The sequence below is a fragment of the Rhizobium sp. WYCCWR 11128 genome (assembly GCF_013416305.1).
Taxonomy (GTDB): domain Bacteria; phylum Pseudomonadota; class Alphaproteobacteria; order Rhizobiales; family Rhizobiaceae; genus Rhizobium; species Rhizobium indicum.
On the sequence record NZ_JACCEZ010000007.1, the window covers coordinates 48,640 to 66,128 of the forward strand.

Sequence of the window (17,489 nt, forward strand, 5' to 3'; positions counted from 1 at the left end):
CGCCGGTATTGGCACAGGACATATCGGACGAGGACATTTTCCGCTTTGCGCTCAACCTCGAATATATGGAGGCTGAATACTACCTCCGCGGCACCACCGGAATGGGCATCGACGCAGCCGATGCCGGTTCGAAACCCGGCGACGTCGTTGGTGGAAAGCAAGTCTCGTTCGAGACGCCGGCCATCGGCGAATTCATGCAGGAAGTCGCGGAAAACGAACTCGCGCACGTCCGCTTCTACCGCAAGACGCTTGGAACCAACGCGGTTGACAGGCCGGCCATCGATTTCGATGCGGGCTTCAAAGCCGTCGCGGAAGCAGCGGGCCTCGGGCCGGACTTCGACCCGTTCAGCAACGAGACGAACTTCGTTCTCGGCGGGATGTTGTTCGAGGATGTCGGCGTCACCGCCTATGCCGGTGCGGCGACAGTTCTGAAAAACAAGGACTTCCTCGCCGCAGCCGCAGGCATCCTGGCGGTCGAGGCCTATCACATGGGAATGGCGCGATCTACGCTGTACCGAAAGGGAGAGGAAGCCTGGAAGGCCGCCAACGCGGTCTCCAATGCCCGAGACAAAATCGACGGATCAGACGATAAGGACCAGGGGATCCAGGAGGACGGAAAAGCCAACATCGTTCCCTCGACGCCCGATGCGATCGCGTTCACCAGAACGCCGCAGGAGGTGCTCCGGATCGTCTACCTCACTGACAAGGACGGAGTGAGCAAGGGCGGCTTTTATCCGGAAGGGATGAACGGCACGCTCAAGACCACCTGAGCCAGTTGCGACGAGTGACGATTGGCCACCGGAAACTGAGCGGATTGGTATCCGCTGCTCTGTGTGAGATCAACGCTTCAACCCTCCTTGCGACGTGCAAGGAGGGTTGAAATCAAGGCCGGTTTAGATCGTCCGGCGATACCGGTCGCGCTCCTGCGCGATCTGCTCAGGGGCGTATGGATCGAGCGTGTCGTCGAAGCGGGTCCAGCCCTGCTCGTTATAGGCACGCCGGCGTTCGACCGGGTCGACCCAGTTTGAGCCCTGGAGAATAGCCTGCGCCTCGGAGGCGCGTGCGTCGTCGACCTTGGCCGTGACCAGGCTGCCGCCGCGGCGGACACCTTCGGCATAGAGGTGAGCATCATCTTCCGGGACGCCGGAGTCGGTGAGGGCACCGATCAGGCCGCCAGCGGCACCGCCGGCGACGGCGCCGGCGACAGCCCCGGCCGCAGTCGCGGCAAGCCAGCCTGCGGCAACCACAGGCCCGACACCGGGAATGGCCATCAGGCCCAGTCCGGTGAGCAGGCCGCCAGCGCCACCGACGGCAGCGCCGATGCCGGCCCCCGTTGCTGCATCCTCGCCAACGTCATTGTCGCGATCGATGCGGCCAGCCTTGTTGGAGACGATACTGATGTCGTTGGAGGGAACGCCTGCCGCTTCCAATTTGCTGACGGCGGAGCGAGCGTCCGAGTAGTCGTCGAAAAGTCCGGTTACAGTTCTCATCATGCTTCTCCTAGGGGTTACTTGGCGACGATGTTGCCTTGATAATCGAGGGCGATGGAGACGGCTTTGCCGTCCTTCATGCCGGCGGCCATCCAGATCCCCTTGTCATCGAGCTTGAGATCCTTGACGTCGGTGTAGCCCGCTTCCGCAATGCGATCCTTCGCCTGAGCTTCGGTAAAGCTGTTGGCGCCCTCAACGGGCGCGGTCGGATTTTTGGTGTCCGGGGTTGCAACCGCAGGTGTGTTTCCATCCGGAGATGGAGCCGGTGTTGTCTGGGCAAAGGCTGCAAAGGCAGACGCGCAGAGAATTGTCGCCGCAAAGACGATCTTCTTCATAGGTGTTTTCTCCATTTTGCGGATCAGATGACGATCCATGCGGTCAAAACACGCAGAGGAGATCTTTGTTCCCCAAGATTATGCGGTTGATTTTTCTAAATATATGGCAATGCGGCGCGCTGCGGGGTTATTTTCTGCGGCGCCGGGGCAATGTAAGCAGACAATAACAGAGCAGTAACCGGTGATCCACGCGCGGGCTTCAAGGAAGCCTCTCGGAGTGAGGGCTAGCCCTTTAACTCCTAAGGTTGTGCTGCTGTCAAATGTCCCAGGGGGTGGCAGCGCGGGGCCGCTCTCCTGCCGGCACTTCGTGCAGTGACGGATGCGGCCCCGGCAATGTCAGTGACTTCACGGAATACGGGCGATGACCTTGATCTCGAAGTCGAAGCCGGCGAGCCAGTTAACGCCGAGCGCAGTCCAGTTCGGGTAGGGTGGCTTGCTGAAAATCTCCTGCTTGACGGCCATGATCGTTGCGAACTGGTTTTCAGGGTCGGTGTGGAAGCTGGTGAGATCGACAATATCATCCCAAGTGCAGCCGGCGGCGCTCAGCGTGGCCTTCAGGTTTTCAAAGGCGAGCCGGACCTGCTGTTCAAAATCGGGTTCGGGTGTTCCGTCCGGACGGCTGCCGACCTGTCCGGATACAAACAACAGATCGCCGGACCGGATAGCGGCGGAATAGCCATGCTCTTCGTAAAGAGCGTGCCTGTCGGCGGGAAAGATTGCTTCGCGTTGGGTCATTCTGATCTCTCTTCATTGTTGACAACGACCGATGAGCGCGAGGGAAAGCTTCACATATCGCACCCAATTTGATATACGGTTCGTATGTGAAATATGAGGCATGCGGAGCGCATGTCAAGTCCATATACGCCTCGTATATGAAATTGAGAGATGGAATGGCGAAGAAACGCAGCGAAACCATGCAGGAAAACCGCGTCAAGCTGATCGCCGCGGCGCGAAAGGCTTTTGCGGAAAAGGGGTATTCCGCAGCATCGATGGACGAGCTGACGGCCGACGTCGGTCTGACGCGGGGCGCGCTTTACCACAACTTCCAAGACAAGCGCGGACTGCTGGCGGCGGTTGTCGATCAGATCGACACGGAAATGGCGGTGCGCGCTCAAGAGATTGGCGCGCGCGCAGGCAATGATTGGCAGGGACTGCTCGCCGAGGGGGCGGCCTATATCGAGATGGCGCTCAATCCGGAAGTGCAGCGCATCGTCCTGCTCGACGGACCTGCGGTGCTGGGCGATCCCTCGCAGTGGCCGAGCCAGAACAATTGTCTGCAGGTGACCAAGAGCACGGTGGAGCGCCTGATCGCCCAAGGCATCCTCAAGCCGCTTGACCCGGAGGCGGCGGCCCGGTTGCTGAGCGGCGCGGCTCTCAATGCGGCTCTCTGGATCGCCGCCAGCGAAGATCCGCAGAGCGTGCTGCCGAAAGCGGTCGAGGCTTTTCATGCCTTGGCGGCAGGTCTGCTTGTGGAGCGTTTGTGATCGACCAAGGGCCAAGTCGAGCGAAGGGACGTTCACCCGCAGTAACGGCGAAAGTGGCTCCTTCTACAACGGAAAAGCCATCGCGAAATAGACTTGCGAATCGCATAAGTGTGTGCTTATGTGTGGGCATGATCGAGAATGACATTTTCCGAGCCTTGGCTGACCCGACCCGCCGCGCGATCTTTGAGAAGCTGGCGGCGGGCGGCATGAACGCCAGTGCCCTGCGTGAGGGCATGGAGATTAGCCAGCCGGCAATGTCGCAACATCTCTCGGTTTTGCGGAGCGCAAAGCTCGTGAGGGAAGAACGGCAGGGGCGTTTCGTGAATTACGAAGTCGATCCGGACGGGCTGGCTCTCATCGCACAATGGTTGGCGAAATATCGCGCCTACTGGCCTGCCCGCATCGAAGCTCTCAAGGTCTTGCTGAAGGATATGGACCAATGAACGATGGAAAGGCCAAGGAGCAGAAAAACGGCATCGAAATGGAATTCGATCTGGATGAACCGCCGCAAAAGGTCTGGCGTGCAATCAGCATTCCGGAATTTCGGGAAAACTGGTTGCCGAAAGACGCTTTAGCCGATCCCACCCCGGCCACGATCACACCTGGCGAGGAAGTCCGTTATAGCCTGCGCGACGACGCTCCACCTTTCCTTGAAAGCACGGTGACGTTCACGATCGTCCCGAACGCGACCGGCGGCACCCGCCTGCGCATCATCCACGAGCTAACCGACGCGAGGCTTGACCGGATGGCGAAAACGCCCGCGAACGGCAACAGTCCGCCCCTCATGCTCGCCGCCTGACGCGGCAAGCTCTCCCCTTTGATTTCTGCAAGATTGGAGTTCGCCGATGCGCGAAGCGATGCAACTCGTCCCTATGGTCATAGAACAATCCAGCAGAGGGGAGCGGTCTTTTGACATTTACTCCCGCCTTCTGCGCGAACGCATCATCTTTCTCAACGGCGAGGTCAACGATACCGTTTCCGCTCTGGTCTGCGCGCAGTTGCTGTTTCTTGAGGCCGAGAATCCAAAGAAGCCGATCAATCTTTACATCAATTCTCCGGGCGGCGTCGTGACCAGCGGCCTCGCCATGTACGACACCATGCGCTTTATCCGCGCGCCGGTTCATACGCTTTGCATGGGGACAGCCCGTTCTATGGGATCGTTCCTGCTGATGGCCGGCGAGGCCGGCGGAAGAGCTGCTTTGCCCAATGCCAGTATCCTCATTCACCAGCCATCCGGTGGCTTCCAAGGGCAGGCTTCCGACATGATGATTCATGCCGAAGAAATTCTGAAGACCAAGCAGCGCATGACGCGGCTCTACGCGGAGCATTGCGGACGCTCCTATGAAGACTTTGAGCGCGGAATGGATCGCGACCGCTTCATGACGGCGGAAGAAGCATTGGAATGGGGTCTTATCGACCGTATTCTGAAGGTTCGGGAAGACGAAATTCCCGATTGAAGCGACACTTGTTTTCCTGACTTTTGCAACGTCGCAGAATAGACGGTTTTGCGATGCCGGCAAAAGAGTCCAAGCCGGGCGGAACCGTTGCGGCGGCTATCGGTTAATCCGCCGAGGTCGCGGCGTGCCAATCGGACGTGACGGAGATGGTGAACGCACCGGTTTTTCCGATTTCTCGGTGCGGGCAACGAAACGCCAGGCGAGCACCTTTACCCGTTCGCCGCGACCTCATCCCGCACAACAGGATCTCGCGATGATCGAACCGCCAACCAGCACTTCTCCTGAACGTAGAAGCCGCCTATCAACGGCGGTGGGAACTGTCAGAACGAGGAGGAGAAGGTTATGAGCAAAAATAATTGGAAGGTCGGGCTTCGCGCGAAGCTGGAGCATCTCGTCGACGACTGCGTTGTCGCCGGGGCCCGGCAGCAGGATGTCTTCGATGCGATCATCAAGGAGATCGGCGATCTGCGCGCAGCCCTTGAGCGCGATCCCGACCCCGCGGACGACGACACTGCCGTCATAGAGGAGCCTGCGAACGACTGGCCGGCGGCCGACAGATGACCTGAAGCCGATCGGGGAGGGGCCGCGACCTCTTGGGGCGGGGGTTATGGAACCAACTGGCGCGGCGAAGATTATAGTCTTGTCGCTTGGCAATCGGTTTAGCCGGATCTGCGAGACGTGATTGCCCGCGCGGCCGCTCATAATTCACAAGGGGAATTGTTATGGAAAATGCAGGTATCGGCTGGATCGCCGCAATCGTCATCGGCGGCATTGCCGGCTGGCTCGCTGAATTGCTGATGAAGAGCAACATGGGCGTGCTGATGAACGTCCTTCTCGGTATTGTCGGCGCCATCGTCGCCAACTTTGTCCTGTCGCTCTTCGGCGTCGCCCTTGGCGGATGGCTGGGTTATCTGATCGCGGGCTTCATCGGAGCCTGTATCCTCATCGCTGTTGCGAGAATGGTCAGACGTACGGCCTGATCAAACAGGAGGCGGCCTAGCAAACCGGCCGCCTTCATCACGTTTTCGGGTTAGTCACGCGTGGTCGTCCGCTCGGCGCGCCCAGTTTGTCGTAGGCGAAGACCGCGCGTCGATTGTCGGCGTGGCGCAGCTGGAACCAGTCCAGCGTTTCGGCTCGGAATATCAATACCCCGAAGAAGGCCCGTCCATCGGTTGTCTGCGATCCTACCCTCGCTCGCCGGCAGCTCGCCGATTTCGTCGCCCGGCGGCCCGCCCATATAGGTCCTGCGCGTCGATCGCGGCAGCAGGCTCCAGGCCTCGGCCGCGCGTTCGCTTGCCGGGCCATTGAGTTCGGCCAATCGGGCGACATCATGCTCTAACTATAAAATGTAGAACAGGATTTGGCCTGCCTACTGCGTGGGAAAACGGCTCAGCATCCGGTCCTGGACGTTCTCCCAGCCAACGATCATCGCAGCAAGCGAGATGGCTTTGTCGCGGTCTGCGGCCTTGGTTATAAAGCCTTCGAGCAGGACGACAGGGCCGAGCATCCTGATCTCGATGGCACTGCTGTCGATATCCGGATCGGCGGAAAGGGCCGCTTCGATTGTGGCGATGGTGGATGCCGATGGCCTTGCGAGCAGCGCTCTTCGTGATTGTAGTTATCGGGGCCGAACTTCATATTCTCCTCCTGTCCCGCCCCTCCACGGACGTACACGTTACCTCGCATTTAGATATGAGCAGCGTGTCCTGACATCACCACCTGGACTTAAGTCCACCTTTCCCTCGGCACCAAGATTTCTCCCTGATCCTTGTTGAAAGGACATCAGGGAGGTTTTAGCAATGTTTGCTGAACTCCAGTCAGAACCTCCCTGATGACGCGCCAGGTTATCGACCACTGTCGAGGTCCGAGGTCCGCAACGGAATGCTTCGCGTGCGGTTAGAGGTGGTGACCAGGATTTATCCGATAAAGTGGAAACACTCGCTTGGTGGCTTTGGCTATCTCGGTGATGGCGGCATCGACGGAAACCTTCATTGATCCCGGGTAGCAACTCATGTATATCTTCTGAGGTACGTACATCATATCCATGGCTTGCGGACGGAGACGAGCGAGGTCAGGGTTCCGGACCGACCGTTCGGCCATGCGATAAGAGGGATTTCGGGAGGGGATCATGACGGCCTTACAACTCAATCCAGATTTTGCCATCGCGGATGAGCAGTCGCTTCGGGCGCTGTTCGAGCCGACCCACGCTCTGGCAATCGTGAAGTGTCAGAATTCGCTTGGCGCGCACGCGCAGGAATTCATTCGGCGCTCGCCATTCTTCTGCATCGGCACGCAGAGTTCGGAGGGAAAGGCCGACGTCAGTCCTCGCGGCGACCCTCCGGGCTTCGTCAAGGTTCTTGACGAGCGCACCCTGGCGATCCCGGATCGACCTGGCAACAATCGTCTTGATACCCTAAGCAACATCATCGCCAACCCGAATGTCGGGCTATTGTTTCTTATCCCCGGTTTCGACGACACATTGCGCGTCAACGGGCGGGCAAGTCTGACCCATGATCCTCAATTGTTGACGAGCATGAGCGTCGCTGATCGTCTCCCGAAACTCGCGATCATCGTGACAGTAAGCGAAGTCTTCATGCATTGCGCCAAGGCCTTCAGACGGTCCCACCTGTGGAGCCCGGACCATTTCCAGGACCGCACCGAGATGCCCTCGCTGATAAAGATCATTCTGGATGAGACGACAGGGGCGCCGAGGGACGGGGATGAAATGCGAAAGATGGACGAAGACCTGGAGCAAGCCTACCGAAAGACACTTTATTAGGGACTGACGACAAAGGCCTGTTCAGCGTCCTCCTGTGCAGGGTGGCGCGGTGGGCGGACGATACAAACCGATCGGCGGTTTCGATGTCGTCTGGCGTTCAGGGATTGACCCAGCGGGAAGAGGTCAGCGCGCCCAGATGGTCGTAAGCAAAGACTGCGCGCCGGTTGTCGGCGTGGCGCAGCTGGAACCAGTCCAGCGTCTCGGCCCGGAATATCAGCACCCCGAAGAAGGCCCCTCCATCGGCGTCTGCGATCCTACCCTCGCTTGCCGGCCGCTCGCCGATGTCGTCGCCCGGCGGCCCGCCCATATAGGTGCTGCGCGTCGATCGCGGCAGCAGGCTCCAGGCCTCGGCCGCGCACTCGCTTGCCGGTCCATTGAGTTCGGCCGATCCCTGCAGGCGAAGCTGCACTTTCGGCTGCGGGCCAAAGCCGAGGAGGGTGACCCGAGGATTGGCCGATATTTCCTGCCATTTCGGGCTTCTGACATCCGTATGGATTTCCAGGATGCGTCGCGCCACATCCGCGCGCCTCAGCACGACCATGCGGGCTTGCGGCCGGCCGCCGGCGTCGACCGAACACAGGTTCAGGTAGCGGAAGGCCGACTGCGGATCGGCGGCAGCGCCTTCCAGCTCGGCCCAGGCCGATGCATCGACCTCGGCGAGGGTCACTCCGTCGCCTCCGCGTTCCTTATCTCGCCGGCCTTGACGCTCCAGTTGAAGTACATCGCTGTTCTCCTTGGCGTTGAGAGCGATCCTATCAGACGGACCGGGTAAGACCGCCGTCGATCCTGAGGCTCTGGCCGGTGATATAGCCCGCCCCTTCGGAAACGAGGAAGGAAATCGTTGCGGCCACTTCGGCGCTGGTGCCGTAGCGCTTCATCGGCACGCTGTCGCGGCGCTCCTCCGTCGCCGGCAGGCTGTCGATCCAGCCCGGCAGCACGTTGTTGATGCGGATGCCGTCGCCCGCATAGGTATCGGCGTAAATCTTGGTGTAGGCGGCGAGCCCGGCGCGGAAGACGGCCGAGGTCGGGAACATCGCCGACGGTTCGGACACCCAGGCGGTCGAGATGTTGACGATTGCGCCCGACTTCTGCGCCTGCATGATCGGCGTGACGAGCCGCACGGGACGGACCACGTTCATGAAATAGATGTCCATGCCCGCGTGCCACTGTTCGTCGGTGATCTCGGTGATCGGCGCGCGGGGGCCGTGGCCGGCGCTGTTGACGAGGACGTCGACACGGCCCCATTTCTCCATCGTGGCGTCGACCAGGCGCTTGAGGTCGTCGTTCGACTGGTTCGAGCCGGTGACGCCGATGCCGCCCAGTTCGGCGGCAAGCGCCTCGCCCTTGCCTGACGAGGACAGGATAGCGACCTTGAAGCCATCGGCCGCCAGCCGCTTCGCGGCCTGCGCACCCATGCCGCTGCCGCCAGCCGTGATGATCGCTACCTTTTCTACTGTCATCGTCGCTCTCCCTACTCGATTTGCACCCATTGCCGGGCGTTGATCTCTCGAGTACCATGGGCTCCAAGCGGGAGCGAACCAGTTTTCGTGAAATATCCCAGTAGAAAAACTATCGAATGTCCACGCTGATCGGCAATCTTCCCTCCCTCAACGGCCTCAAGGCCTTCGACGTGGCGGCGCGTCATCTGAACTTCCGGCTCGCGGCCGAAGAGCTCGGCGTCACCCAAGGGGCTGTCGCCCAGCACGTGCGAGGGCTTGAGGCGGAACTCGGGGTGACATTGTTCGAGCGCCTGCCGAAGTCGTTGGCGCTGACCGGCGAGGGGCGAAGCTACGTCGCCGACGTCAGGCGCGCCTTCGAACTGCTCGCAAACGCGACGGCGAACCTGAAGCCTCAGCCGGTCAAACTGGTGGTCAGCACGACACCGACCTTCGCCTCGAGATGGCTGATCCCGCGTCTTCCTGATTTCACCTCGAGGCATCCCGATCTCGATCTCCACATCCTGGCGACGGACCGCATTTCCAGCTTCCAGGTCGACGGCGTCGATCTCGCCGTCCGATATGGCAGCCCTCCCTTCGGTCCCGGCCTCGCCGCCGAACTGCTGTTCGAGCAGGAGATCATTGCCATCTGTAATCCGAGCCTTGTCGCCGAGGGAGCCGAGCCGGAGAATGCGGAAGAACTCTCGAACTACACGCTCCTTCACGATGCCCATAATTCCTGGCCCGAATATATCGATCGCTTCCTCGGCGGCGGTGATCCCACACTGTTTCGAGGCATCAGCTTCTCACAGACATCGCACGCGATCGAAGCTGCAATCGCCGGACAGGGCATCGCTGTGGCGACCCGCGCTTTCGTCTCGACCGACATCGAGGCGGGCAGGTTGAGGCAAGTCTTCGACGGCGCCCTCAAAGCGCGCTCGCACTTCTATCTGGTGAAGCCGCGATACCGGAAGTCCGAAGCGGTGGACAAGCTTCAGGACTGGCTGCGCTCGCAGGTGCAGAACTGATGGTTAGGTCATGCGCCGCTTCGCCGCCCCCACCGGACAGTGGGGCTGCGTTCGACGCCGGTCCTCACTTTGCTGCGGTAGGCACACGAACAATCGGGCTCACATTCCACACCGAGGGACTGCCTGCGGCATTCAGTGGAAGTGTTGGATGAAACGCGGGTTCCCCTGAAGCGCTGTTGAGGTCGGTCGTTTCATTTAAGTGCGACCAGTCCTATAATAGGGCGGGGTGAGGCCGAACCAATGGACCGCAAGCTTTCCGCCATCCTCGCTGCTGATGTCGTGGGCTATTCCGCGCTGATGGAGCGCGACGAGGCTGGTACATTCGAGCGCCTACGTGCGGGACGCAAGGAACTGTTTGAGCCGGATATTGCTCGCCATCACGGCCAGATTTTCAAGCTGATGGGCGACGGGATGCTCGCCGAATTTGGCAGCGTGGTGGACGCGGTGGAATGCGCCGTCTCGCTGCAGCGCGGGCTGGCGGAACGGAACGCCGCCGTTCCCGAGGACCAGCGGATCAGGGTCAGGATCGGGATCAATCTCGGCGAGGTGATCGTTGAGGGCGAGGACCGGTATGGCGAGGGCGTCAACGTCGCGGCCAGGCTTCAGCAGTTGGCAGATCCTGGCGGCATCTGTGTTTCGGGAAAGGTCGCAAGGGAGGTTGAGAAGAAGCTGGCTTTCGGTTTCGAGCCGATGGGCGAGCAGAAGGTGAAGAATATCGCCGAACCGGTACAGGCCTTCCGCGTCATCCTCGAGGGACAAGCCCCACGCCAACCAGCGCGGTCATCGCCTCCGCGCTGGGTTTGGGCAGCAGCAGCCGTGCCAGTCCTTATTCTGGTCTTGGCCGGGACGGTCTGGCAATTCTGGCCGACCGCGACAGTAAGCGGCAAGCCGTCGGTAGCGGTGCTGCCGTTCGACAACTATGGCGGCGACGAGGCGACCGGACGCCTCGCCAATGGCCTCACTGAGGACATCATCACCGATCTGGCGGGGTTCCCTGAATTCCACGTGATCGCCCGTAACTCGACTGAACAATACCGGGACAAACCAGCCGCGCCGAGTGAAGTGGGTAAGGCGCTTGGCGCGGGATTTGTGGTCGAGGGTTCCATCCAGCGTCAGTCTGACCGCGTAAGAATTACGACGCAACTCAGCGACGCCAAGACGGGCAAACATCTTTGGTCGCAGCGCTGGGACCGGCCGGACGAGGACTTGTTCGCAATCCAGATCGAAATATCCGAGCAGATTTCGAACCGCCTCGGCGGCGGCGCGGGTTTGGTCCAGGAGGCGGGCCGCATCACTGCCCACCGAAAGCCGCCCGGGAATCTCAACGCCTACGAACTTTATCTGCTCGGCACCGAAAAACTCGAGCAAGTCAATCAGGCGGATGTCGAGGAGGCCGTCAGGCTGCTCACCCGCGCGGTCGAACTGGACCCCGGTCTTGCCCGCGCCTGGGTCGAACTTAGCCATTCCCATGGTGTCTTGACCGGTTTTGGGGTTGAACCCGACAAGAACCGGGTTCTCTCTGCCGAGGCTGCCGAGCGCGCCGTCCAGCTCGACCCGAGCGATGCCGAGGCGCATGCTGTTTATGCCATAGTTTTAGGCGACAGAGGCGAATTTGGACGCGCCAAGGTAGAGTTCGATACCGCGCTGCGCCTCGCTCCCGGTCAGTTCGAAGTTCTGACTTTCTATATCGATTGGGCCTCGACCTTCGGCGAGCCTGAGCGCACCGCGGAACTGGTCGACAAGGCGGTCAGTCTCAACCCCGGTTTCCCGATGTGGAGTGCCAGGATTTTCACTCATGCCTACTTCATGGCTGGCCGGTATGAGGATGCCCTGCGGATGCTGGACCGCTTGACGGCGGAAAACTATGGAAGGAAACACTGGGTGATGCGTTCTGGCGCGCTTGCGGCTCTTGGCCGAACTGAAGAGGCGAAGGTCTCAGTAACGGACGCACTCAGGCGGTTTCCCAATTTGACCGTTGAGGGATTTGCCAATATTCCCGGATTCAATGAAGCGGAGCGCCAGCGGTTGATCGAAACTATGCGGCTCGTCGGCTTTCCTGATTGCGCCAAAGCGGAAGAGCTCACGAAGCTAAAGAAGCCGTTGCGCCTGCCGGAGTGTGCTTCGCCCTAATCGCGTTGACGAGCAGCCACAGATGACAAACGCTTCGAAGGGTCCGAGACGCGACCTTCGTTTCACTGACCGCAAAAGCCCAGATGCGGCGCTCGTCGCTCGTTCCGGTCGGGGAGACGTATGTCGGGAAATGGGCGCAAAGCGGTCAAGACCGCCGTCGGCCCCTTTGCTGCCGTTCGAGGTCGATCCGAGGAACGTGCGGTATGTGCTAGAATGCGGCCCGAAGTCGGAATGCGACCGACACACTGCGAGGGGCGGTGTGATCGTACCGGAATTCGCGCGACCGATAGCCGACGTTGTGCTGTTGAAAGGGGAGACGAGGACGATGCCGACACCACAGCAACCCAGTCTAATAGTTCGACAGAAATCCCCACCGAACATCGAGTTTCCGTTTGCGTCGCTCTCCGATTGGCTGATCCCAACCGAGCAGTTCTTCGTGCGAAACCATTTCCCGTCGCCGGAACTCGATGCGCGAGACTGGAGATTGCGCGTTGACGGTGCGGTGGAGCGGCCGATCGAACTTGACCTCGACAGCATCAAGGCGATGCGGAGCACGACTTTCACCGCTGTCGTCGAGTGCGCAGGGAACGGGCGCGTCTACTATGTGCCGCCGAGGGAGGGGTTGCAGTGGCAGAACGGGGCCGTCGGCAATGCCGCGTGGACAGGTGTTCTTCTGCGCGAGATTTTGGAAATGGCGGGCGTAAAGCGAACCGCATGTGAGGTTCTGCTCGCAGGCGCCGACAGCGGCGTCGTCGACACGAACAAGAAAACGGCTTCTCCCGGCCCCATCGCTTTTGCGCGCAGTTTACCGCTTGAGAAGGCCATGGCTGACAGCACGATCCTTGCCTATTCGATGAACGAGGAGCCGTTGACGCGCGATCACGGCTACCCGCTACGCGCGGTCGTGGGTGGCTGGTTCGGCATGGCTTGGGTCAAGTGGATCACGCATATCACGGTTGTGGAGCAACCGTTCCTTGGCTACTGGCAGGCGCGCGACTATTTCCGTTGGGAGCGCAGCCTCGGGGAACCCAGGCTGGTCCCTCTTGCGGAGATGGAGGTCAAAGCGCAGATCGCGCGTCCCGTACAGGGGGCGCGTCTCTTTGCCGGCCAACCGTACCGGATTTTCGGAGCCGCCTGGAGCGGAGAGGCTGCTATCCGGCAGGTGCAGGTCTGCACCGGAGATGGCAGGGGCTGGCGCGAGGGAAGGCTCCTCGAAACAGAACGTCCCTTTGCATGGCGCTTGTGGGAGTACATTTGGACCCCTGAAGAAGTGGGGCGATATATGCTGCGATGTCGCGCGGTCGATGCGGCGGGGTGCGTGCAGCCCGACCTTCAGCATTCCGACTGCGAGAGCTACGCGGCCAATTGGATCGTTCCGGTGGAGGTTACGGTCGTTCCCGAGCCACAGACGTACGAGGAGGAATTCGTGATCTAATTGCCCGCATGTGGCGGAATGGCGGCTTTTGGCGCAACTGCGACCCGCGTTGTCACTGCGTCATGTCCGCTTTGCAGCTACAGCGACGGGGTGCTCGATGACCTTTAAGAGGCGCATTGCTGATCGGCATTTGGAGCCGTTAGCGGCCTGGCAGCTTTTGGCTGCCGAGGAACGATAGCTGACGATCAACCCGCGGGGATTATGGTCTCAGAATGGCCACACCGGGCCCTCGCAGGCCCATTGCATGCTCTCCAGAATCAGGCTGGGACCAAGCCACGCACCGCACGGAACATCATGGGAAATGACCGGGGTCCATCGGGCAAGCCAACCAGATACCCGGCACGAACATGCTGTTCGATCGAACCGCGGGCGTCGTCCGAAAGTGCCATCAATATGCTTGTGATGCTGCCTGGCCCGTCGGTGAACGTAGCCCAATAATCCGCGAAGGACGCATACTCGCAATCCACGACAACGGGAATCTCCGTCACGTCGACGAGGCCGATCTTCCGCCACAACGTCGCCTGACCATTAGGCCAGAAGAGCTGGCGCCCCGCCCGCATGGATCTCAGCCTGGCGAAGTCGGTCTCAAGCACGGCGCCGGTGTTAATGACGAGATCGAAGGCGGGCATGCCGCCCAAGAACTGAGTAACGGCGGACGCGACCACGCCGCCTGGACGGGTAACGCGCATCATCTCAGCAACTACCTGTTCAATTTCCGGGATAACGTCCAGGGCCAGCGTGGAAACGGCCGCATCGAAAAAGTTAGTGTCGAACCGCATGTGCCGGACATCGCCGTGTTCATATGCGATATTGGGGTGGGATCGTCGACGGCGGGCTCCTTCCAGGTATCCCTCCGATGCGTCAACACCGATCACATGCGCTCCCGCCTCGGCCAGCGCTTTCGACAACACACCTGTCCCACATGCTACATCGAGCACGCGACTGCCCGGAGCAATATTGGCACGTGTGAGAAATGGGCTTGCCAGATGTTCGCTCCAGCGCCCTATGAATGTCTCGTAGACGTCGGGATCAGCCCAATTATATCGTAGTTCTGCGGCTTCCATGGCTTACCATCCTCTCCCGATCAAGAATGGACCGTAACACGGCCATTCGGGTCGCGCGTACCGCCGTCACACCGGGCAATCCAGCGGAACCATGTTAACGCTTCTCAAGAAAATATGACACAGCGGGAGTGCTGATATCCCGCCAAGTCCCATATATCGACCTTCACGGGCGTTCCTTTATCGGCACCAGGAGTGGGCGAAGGTCGAAGCGATCGCCGACTGCGCCGGCGCACCGCCGATCCTCCGGCTGCCGAGCAGAGCTGAACTCAGAATAGCCGGTCGACACATCGCTCGGTCTCCCACGCCTTGAGGAAATTCGCCTGCCTGGCAATCCAGCCGACAGTCTCGTTTCCCCATTCCTGGGCCCGGCTGGCATACTCACCCATTAGCCAGATGTGGCGGACGATCACAAAGCGATGGGCGGCTTCGAAGTCATCAGGCGTGATCGGCCGGACGGCCCGATAGCCATCGACGAAGGCGTCCCACATGGCGGTCGACCTCCGACCGAAGGATGTTTGCGCCCACAAGAACACCGACAAGTCGTAAGCGAGGTATCCCGGACCGCCGTCATCGAAGTCGAAAAATACCGCTTCGCCGGCATCGTTGATCCGCGCATTGAAGCCGTGACAGTCGCCATGGCAATAAGTCCAGCTCAGATTGACGAAGGCTTCTATCGCCTTTGCGGTCCGCGCAGCGATGTCTTCAAGATCGCTGCGGACCTCGGGGTCTTCCACGACGCCGCTATCGCATATGCGGGCAAGCGGCCGATGCAGCAAGTGTTCGAGGTCGAGCCGATAGAGCGCTCCGTCCGGCTGGAATGTCTCGGCGGCGTCGTGCATCAAAGCAAGGGTCTTGCCGTTGGCCCGCGCATCGCCGGCATCCGTCCCATCCGGCTTGCGGCCGTCGATCGCCCGGAAGAGCACTGCCTGACGCGGGCCCTCCGGCGCCTGTCCCTCAACGAACAAGCTGCCCTCGCGTGTCGGGATGGGGCCGGCGACGGGAACGCCCGATTGAGCAAGATGCGTCAGGAAAGCCGTTTCGGTCTTGACGTCGGCCGGGCCACGGGCGCGGCGGTGGGAAAGCCGGAACACATACCGCTCGCCGTTGCTTCCGATGGCAAGATACACATCATTCAAGCCGCGTTGGAGCATCCGGCAGGAAACCGGCCCTGCGAGCGGATAATGCTGATGGATGAACTGTTCGATGGCCGCAACCTGCGGGGTCGAATAGAGCGGATTAAAATCGAGCATGGGCGCTGTACCATCGGCTTTGCTGGCAGGCTGCTTCCGCAGTGAGAAGGCCATGAAGGCGGTTGCGGCCGCAGGCACCTACGATTGCAATAGGCTGCTGTTTGGATAAGGTGAATGGCGCTATTGATAAAACCAAGAGATGAAAAACAAAATGCAGGCTTCGCGATTTTTGAAAGAAAACTCTATTTCGATTTCTGTGCTTTCCATCATTTTCGGTCTGTCTGGATGTGTCACCACTCAAAACGGTGTCGCTATTTCTGCGGATCACAGTCGGGCTCTGAGTGGAGAGCGGACAAAGATGGGCCAGTCCTACAATTTGAATGAAGACTGCACGGCTGCAACAATGGCCAATATAGAATTGGTACAAGCCCCGGCGCATGGCTCGGTTGAATTCGTCAAAGAGAATATTTATTCAAATTACAAGGATGGCATCCGCATTAAATGCAATTCCAGGAAATCTCCCGGCGTGTCGGAATACTATACTTCCAAGAGCGGCTATTCTGGACCCGACATGTATAAGGTGAGGGTGTCCTACGGCGAGGGGACCATCAAGGACGTCACGGTCAACATCAATGTGATCAAGAACTAGGGTGAAGCCAGCGATATCGATCCCGTCGATCATCGGCAAAGCCTGGGCCAGCTCCGCCGTTCGGGCTTGACCCGGGGATCCACTCTCGTCTCAATCAGCAGCGGGCATGGATCCCAGGCTCAAGGCCTGGGATGACGGAGGGTGGGGCGGGCTTTCGCCGGTTATCCGCCAGCGCAGCGGATGGTGCATCGCTATGGGATGCCGACTGGTGGTGAGCAAGGCAAGGGTATCAAAGAGCTGATCATCACGGGATGGCTGCATTCTCACCTCGCCACTGCAGATAGAAGCTGCTGGTGGGTTCGCTTGTTCTGTGATTGAAACCTGGAGCAGGAAGAGGCTCTGGTCAGTAGATTGGGGCCGGTCAACGGGGAAGCGAATGCAGACGCTTTGCAATGAGTGCAGCAAATATAAGCCTGAAGCGGAGGTGAAGTTCGGCGTCTGTGATGACTGCTATAAGTTCGGCGCTACGAGGATAGCGCCACCAGATCACGGTCAACGCGTCGTCGAACCCGTTCCCAATATTATCCTTACGACATCGATCGATGTACCTGGACGTCAGATTGAGAGCGTGATCTCCATCGTCGCGGTGGAGGTGGCGCTTACCTTGCATGTATTCAAGGACATCGCGAGCGCATTTCGAGACATGTTCGGCGGGCGGTCGAAGACCTCTCAAGCAGCCCTGAAGGAAGCTAGGCTAGCAGCGCTTGACCAGCTCAAGCGTGAGGCCAAGGAAGTGGGCGCGGACGCCGTAATCGCGGTTGACCTGGATTACAACGAATTATCAACGATCGGCTCAGGCGGCGGCGGCATCCTCCTTGTGGTTGCGAACGGCACAGCAGTGAAGCTCGCTCCGGCTTTATAAGCGTCCGCCTATCTGGTGAAACGAGCTGTACCTTAAACATTCAGCTGATCCTCGCGTCGTCGAAGCCATGACTTTACGATTTGATCCGAACGTTTTCTTTGGCCGCCCCGGTCCAGTGGCCGACTTTGAAAGCTTCGTCGAAAATACGGT

General features: G+C 60.0%; 20 protein-coding genes and 2 pseudogenes. 13 read left to right on the top strand and 9 right to left on the bottom strand.

The annotated features are described in order from the left end of the window. Positions 1-8 precede the first annotated feature (8 nt). Positions 9-770, top strand: a complete 762-nt coding sequence (locus HX898_RS21050; RefSeq protein WP_138328995.1) for a ferritin-like domain-containing protein — start codon at positions 9-11, stop codon at positions 768-770. A 123-nt stretch (positions 771-893) separates the two neighbouring features. Here the strand turns inward: HX898_RS21050 and HX898_RS21055 are convergent, their stop codons facing one another. The 3 genes from HX898_RS21055 to HX898_RS21065 all read right to left on the bottom strand — a co-directional run bounded on the left by HX898_RS21055 (position 894) and on the right by HX898_RS21065 (position 2,560). Beyond that, complete coding sequence (locus HX898_RS21055) at positions 894-1,490, bottom strand: general stress protein (RefSeq protein WP_138328725.1); 597 nt, start codon at positions 1,488-1,490, stop codon at positions 894-896. A 17-nt stretch (positions 1,491-1,507) separates the two neighbouring features. Continuing rightward, complete coding sequence (locus HX898_RS21060; protein ID WP_180195631.1) at positions 1,508-1,825, bottom strand: PepSY domain-containing protein; 318 nt, start codon at positions 1,823-1,825, stop codon at positions 1,508-1,510. A gap of 345 nt (positions 1,826-2,170) precedes the next feature. Further along, entirely contained in the window at positions 2,171-2,560 is a 390-nt protein-coding gene (locus HX898_RS21065; protein WP_180195632.1) for a RidA family protein, read from the bottom strand. Between the two features lie 137 nt (positions 2,561-2,697). Here HX898_RS21065 and HX898_RS21070 point away from each other — a divergent pair, with 137 nt between their 5' ends. The 6 genes from HX898_RS21070 to HX898_RS21095 all read left to right on the top strand — a co-directional run bounded on the left by HX898_RS21070 (position 2,698) and on the right by HX898_RS21095 (position 5,746). After that, entirely contained in the window at positions 2,698-3,309 is a 612-nt protein-coding gene (locus HX898_RS21070; protein ID WP_180195633.1) for a TetR/AcrR family transcriptional regulator, read from the top strand. A gap of 128 nt (positions 3,310-3,437) precedes the next feature. Beyond that, complete coding sequence (locus HX898_RS21075) at positions 3,438-3,752, top strand: metalloregulator ArsR/SmtB family transcription factor (protein WP_003557361.1); 315 nt, start codon at positions 3,438-3,440, stop codon at positions 3,750-3,752. Next, positions 3,749-4,108 carry a hypothetical protein gene (locus HX898_RS21080; protein ID WP_180195634.1) on the top strand — a complete coding sequence of 120 codons (360 nt, stop codon included), beginning with the start codon at positions 3,749-3,751 and terminating at the stop codon, positions 4,106-4,108. Before HX898_RS21075 ends, HX898_RS21080 begins: the two co-directional genes overlap by 4 nt. Before the next feature lie 46 nt (positions 4,109-4,154). Further along, positions 4,155-4,766 carry an ATP-dependent Clp protease proteolytic subunit gene (locus HX898_RS21085; RefSeq protein ID WP_138328721.1) on the top strand — a complete coding sequence of 204 codons (612 nt, stop codon included), beginning with the start codon at positions 4,155-4,157 and terminating at the stop codon, positions 4,764-4,766. 342 nt (positions 4,767-5,108) lie between these two features. Further along, positions 5,109-5,327, top strand: coding sequence for a hypothetical protein (locus HX898_RS21090; protein ID WP_138388037.1), 219 nt, complete (start codon positions 5,109-5,111; stop codon positions 5,325-5,327). A gap of 161 nt (positions 5,328-5,488) precedes the next feature. Then, a complete protein-coding gene (locus HX898_RS21095; RefSeq protein ID WP_138328718.1) occupies positions 5,489-5,746 on the top strand; it encodes a GlsB/YeaQ/YmgE family stress response membrane protein in 258 nt (85 codons plus the stop codon). A 37-nt stretch (positions 5,747-5,783) separates the two neighbouring features. On the opposite strand, the pseudogene HX898_RS33275 reads toward HX898_RS21095, so the two are convergent. Beyond that, a pseudogene (locus tag HX898_RS33275) lies at positions 5,784-6,081 on the bottom strand (hypothetical protein); the annotation flags it as partial. Positions 6,082-6,135: 54 nt separating this feature from the next. Then, positions 6,136-6,404 (bottom strand): annotated as a pseudogene (locus HX898_RS21100) (BON domain-containing protein). Between the two features lie 490 nt (positions 6,405-6,894). On the opposite strand from HX898_RS21100, the gene HX898_RS21105 reads away from it, so the two are divergent. Beyond that, positions 6,895-7,545, top strand: a complete 651-nt coding sequence (locus HX898_RS21105; RefSeq protein ID WP_180195635.1) for a pyridoxamine 5'-phosphate oxidase family protein — start codon at positions 6,895-6,897, stop codon at positions 7,543-7,545. Positions 7,546-7,642: 97 nt separating this feature from the next. Here HX898_RS21105 and HX898_RS21110 read toward each other — a convergent pair whose 3' ends face one another. Then, on the bottom strand, positions 7,643-8,212 hold the full coding sequence (locus tag HX898_RS21110; protein ID WP_180195636.1) for a pyridoxamine 5'-phosphate oxidase family protein: 570 nt from the start codon (positions 8,210-8,212) through the stop codon (positions 7,643-7,645). A gap of 88 nt (positions 8,213-8,300) precedes the next feature. Then, positions 8,301-9,005 (bottom strand): SDR family oxidoreductase, encoded by a 705-nt coding sequence (locus tag HX898_RS21115; protein ID WP_180195637.1) that lies wholly within the window; start codon positions 9,003-9,005, stop codon positions 8,301-8,303. A gap of 116 nt (positions 9,006-9,121) precedes the next feature. Here HX898_RS21115 and HX898_RS21120 point away from each other — a divergent pair, with 116 nt between their 5' ends. The 3 genes from HX898_RS21120 to HX898_RS21130 all read left to right on the top strand — a co-directional run bounded on the left by HX898_RS21120 (position 9,122) and on the right by HX898_RS21130 (position 13,574). Continuing rightward, positions 9,122-10,009 carry a LysR substrate-binding domain-containing protein gene (locus HX898_RS21120; protein ID WP_180195638.1) on the top strand — a complete coding sequence of 296 codons (888 nt, stop codon included), beginning with the start codon at positions 9,122-9,124 and terminating at the stop codon, positions 10,007-10,009. 240 nt (positions 10,010-10,249) lie between these two features. Continuing rightward, on the top strand, positions 10,250-12,139 hold the full coding sequence (locus HX898_RS21125; RefSeq protein WP_138387879.1) for an adenylate/guanylate cyclase domain-containing protein: 1,890 nt from the start codon (positions 10,250-10,252) through the stop codon (positions 12,137-12,139). Positions 12,140-12,464: 325 nt separating this feature from the next. Next, positions 12,465-13,574: a sulfite oxidase gene (locus HX898_RS21130; RefSeq protein ID WP_210273195.1), complete on the top strand. Its 1,110-nt coding sequence runs from the start codon at positions 12,465-12,467 to the stop codon at positions 13,572-13,574. Between the two features lie 257 nt (positions 13,575-13,831). Here the strand turns inward: HX898_RS21130 and HX898_RS21135 are convergent, their stop codons facing one another. Both HX898_RS21135 and HX898_RS21140 read right to left on the bottom strand, forming a co-directional pair. After that, entirely contained in the window at positions 13,832-14,638 is an 807-nt protein-coding gene (locus HX898_RS21135; protein WP_138328710.1) for a class I SAM-dependent methyltransferase, read from the bottom strand. Between the two features lie 266 nt (positions 14,639-14,904). After that, complete coding sequence (locus HX898_RS21140) at positions 14,905-15,888, bottom strand: phosphotransferase (RefSeq protein ID WP_180195640.1); 984 nt, start codon at positions 15,886-15,888, stop codon at positions 14,905-14,907. Between the two features lie 151 nt (positions 15,889-16,039). Between HX898_RS21140 and HX898_RS21145 the strand changes: the two genes are divergently transcribed. Together HX898_RS21145 and HX898_RS21150 are read left to right on the top strand one after the other, a co-directional pair. Then, positions 16,040-16,477, top strand: coding sequence for a hypothetical protein (locus HX898_RS21145; RefSeq protein WP_246697966.1), 438 nt, complete (start codon positions 16,040-16,042; stop codon positions 16,475-16,477). A gap of 376 nt (positions 16,478-16,853) precedes the next feature. Next, positions 16,854-17,339: a YbjQ family protein gene (locus tag HX898_RS21150; RefSeq protein ID WP_180195641.1), complete on the top strand. Its 486-nt coding sequence runs from the start codon at positions 16,854-16,856 to the stop codon at positions 17,337-17,339. Positions 17,340-17,489 lie beyond the last annotated feature (150 nt).

Bases quoted from the DNA above. Each gene is read 5' to 3' on its own strand.
- HX898_RS21055 (WP_138328725.1), bottom strand. From the start codon at position 1,490: ATGAGAACTGTAACCGGACTTTTCGACGACTACTCGGACGCTCGCTCC.
- HX898_RS21060 (WP_180195631.1), bottom strand. From the start codon at position 1,825: ATGAAGAAGATCGTCTTTGCGGCGACAATTCTCTGCGCGTCTGCCTTT.
- HX898_RS21065 (WP_180195632.1), bottom strand. From the start codon at position 2,560: ATGACCCAACGCGAAGCAATCTTTCCCGCCGACAGGCACGCTCTTTAC.
- HX898_RS21070 (WP_180195633.1), top strand. From the start codon at position 2,698: ATGAAATTGAGAGATGGAATGGCGAAGAAACGCAGCGAAACCATGCAG.
- HX898_RS21075 (WP_003557361.1), top strand. From the start codon at position 3,438: ATGATCGAGAATGACATTTTCCGAGCCTTGGCTGACCCGACCCGCCGC.
- HX898_RS21080 (WP_180195634.1), top strand. From the start codon at position 3,749: ATGAACGATGGAAAGGCCAAGGAGCAGAAAAACGGCATCGAAATGGAA.
- HX898_RS21085 (WP_138328721.1), top strand. From the start codon at position 4,155: ATGCGCGAAGCGATGCAACTCGTCCCTATGGTCATAGAACAATCCAGC.
- HX898_RS21090 (WP_138388037.1), top strand. From the start codon at position 5,109: ATGAGCAAAAATAATTGGAAGGTCGGGCTTCGCGCGAAGCTGGAGCAT.
- HX898_RS21095 (WP_138328718.1), top strand. From the start codon at position 5,489: ATGGAAAATGCAGGTATCGGCTGGATCGCCGCAATCGTCATCGGCGGC.
- HX898_RS21105 (WP_180195635.1), top strand. From the start codon at position 6,895: ATGACGGCCTTACAACTCAATCCAGATTTTGCCATCGCGGATGAGCAG.
- HX898_RS21115 (WP_180195637.1), bottom strand. From the start codon at position 9,005: ATGACAGTAGAAAAGGTAGCGATCATCACGGCTGGCGGCAGCGGCATG.
- HX898_RS21120 (WP_180195638.1), top strand. From the start codon at position 9,122: ATGTCCACGCTGATCGGCAATCTTCCCTCCCTCAACGGCCTCAAGGCC.
- HX898_RS21125 (WP_138387879.1), top strand. From the start codon at position 10,250: ATGGACCGCAAGCTTTCCGCCATCCTCGCTGCTGATGTCGTGGGCTAT.
- HX898_RS21130 (WP_210273195.1), top strand. From the start codon at position 12,465: ATGCCGACACCACAGCAACCCAGTCTAATAGTTCGACAGAAATCCCCA.
- HX898_RS21135 (WP_138328710.1), bottom strand. From the start codon at position 14,638: ATGGAAGCCGCAGAACTACGATATAATTGGGCTGATCCCGACGTCTAC.
- HX898_RS21140 (WP_180195640.1), bottom strand. From the start codon at position 15,888: ATGCTCGATTTTAATCCGCTCTATTCGACCCCGCAGGTTGCGGCCATC.
- HX898_RS21145 (WP_246697966.1), top strand. From the start codon at position 16,040: ATGCAGGCTTCGCGATTTTTGAAAGAAAACTCTATTTCGATTTCTGTG.
- HX898_RS21150 (WP_180195641.1), top strand. From the start codon at position 16,854: ATGCAGACGCTTTGCAATGAGTGCAGCAAATATAAGCCTGAAGCGGAG.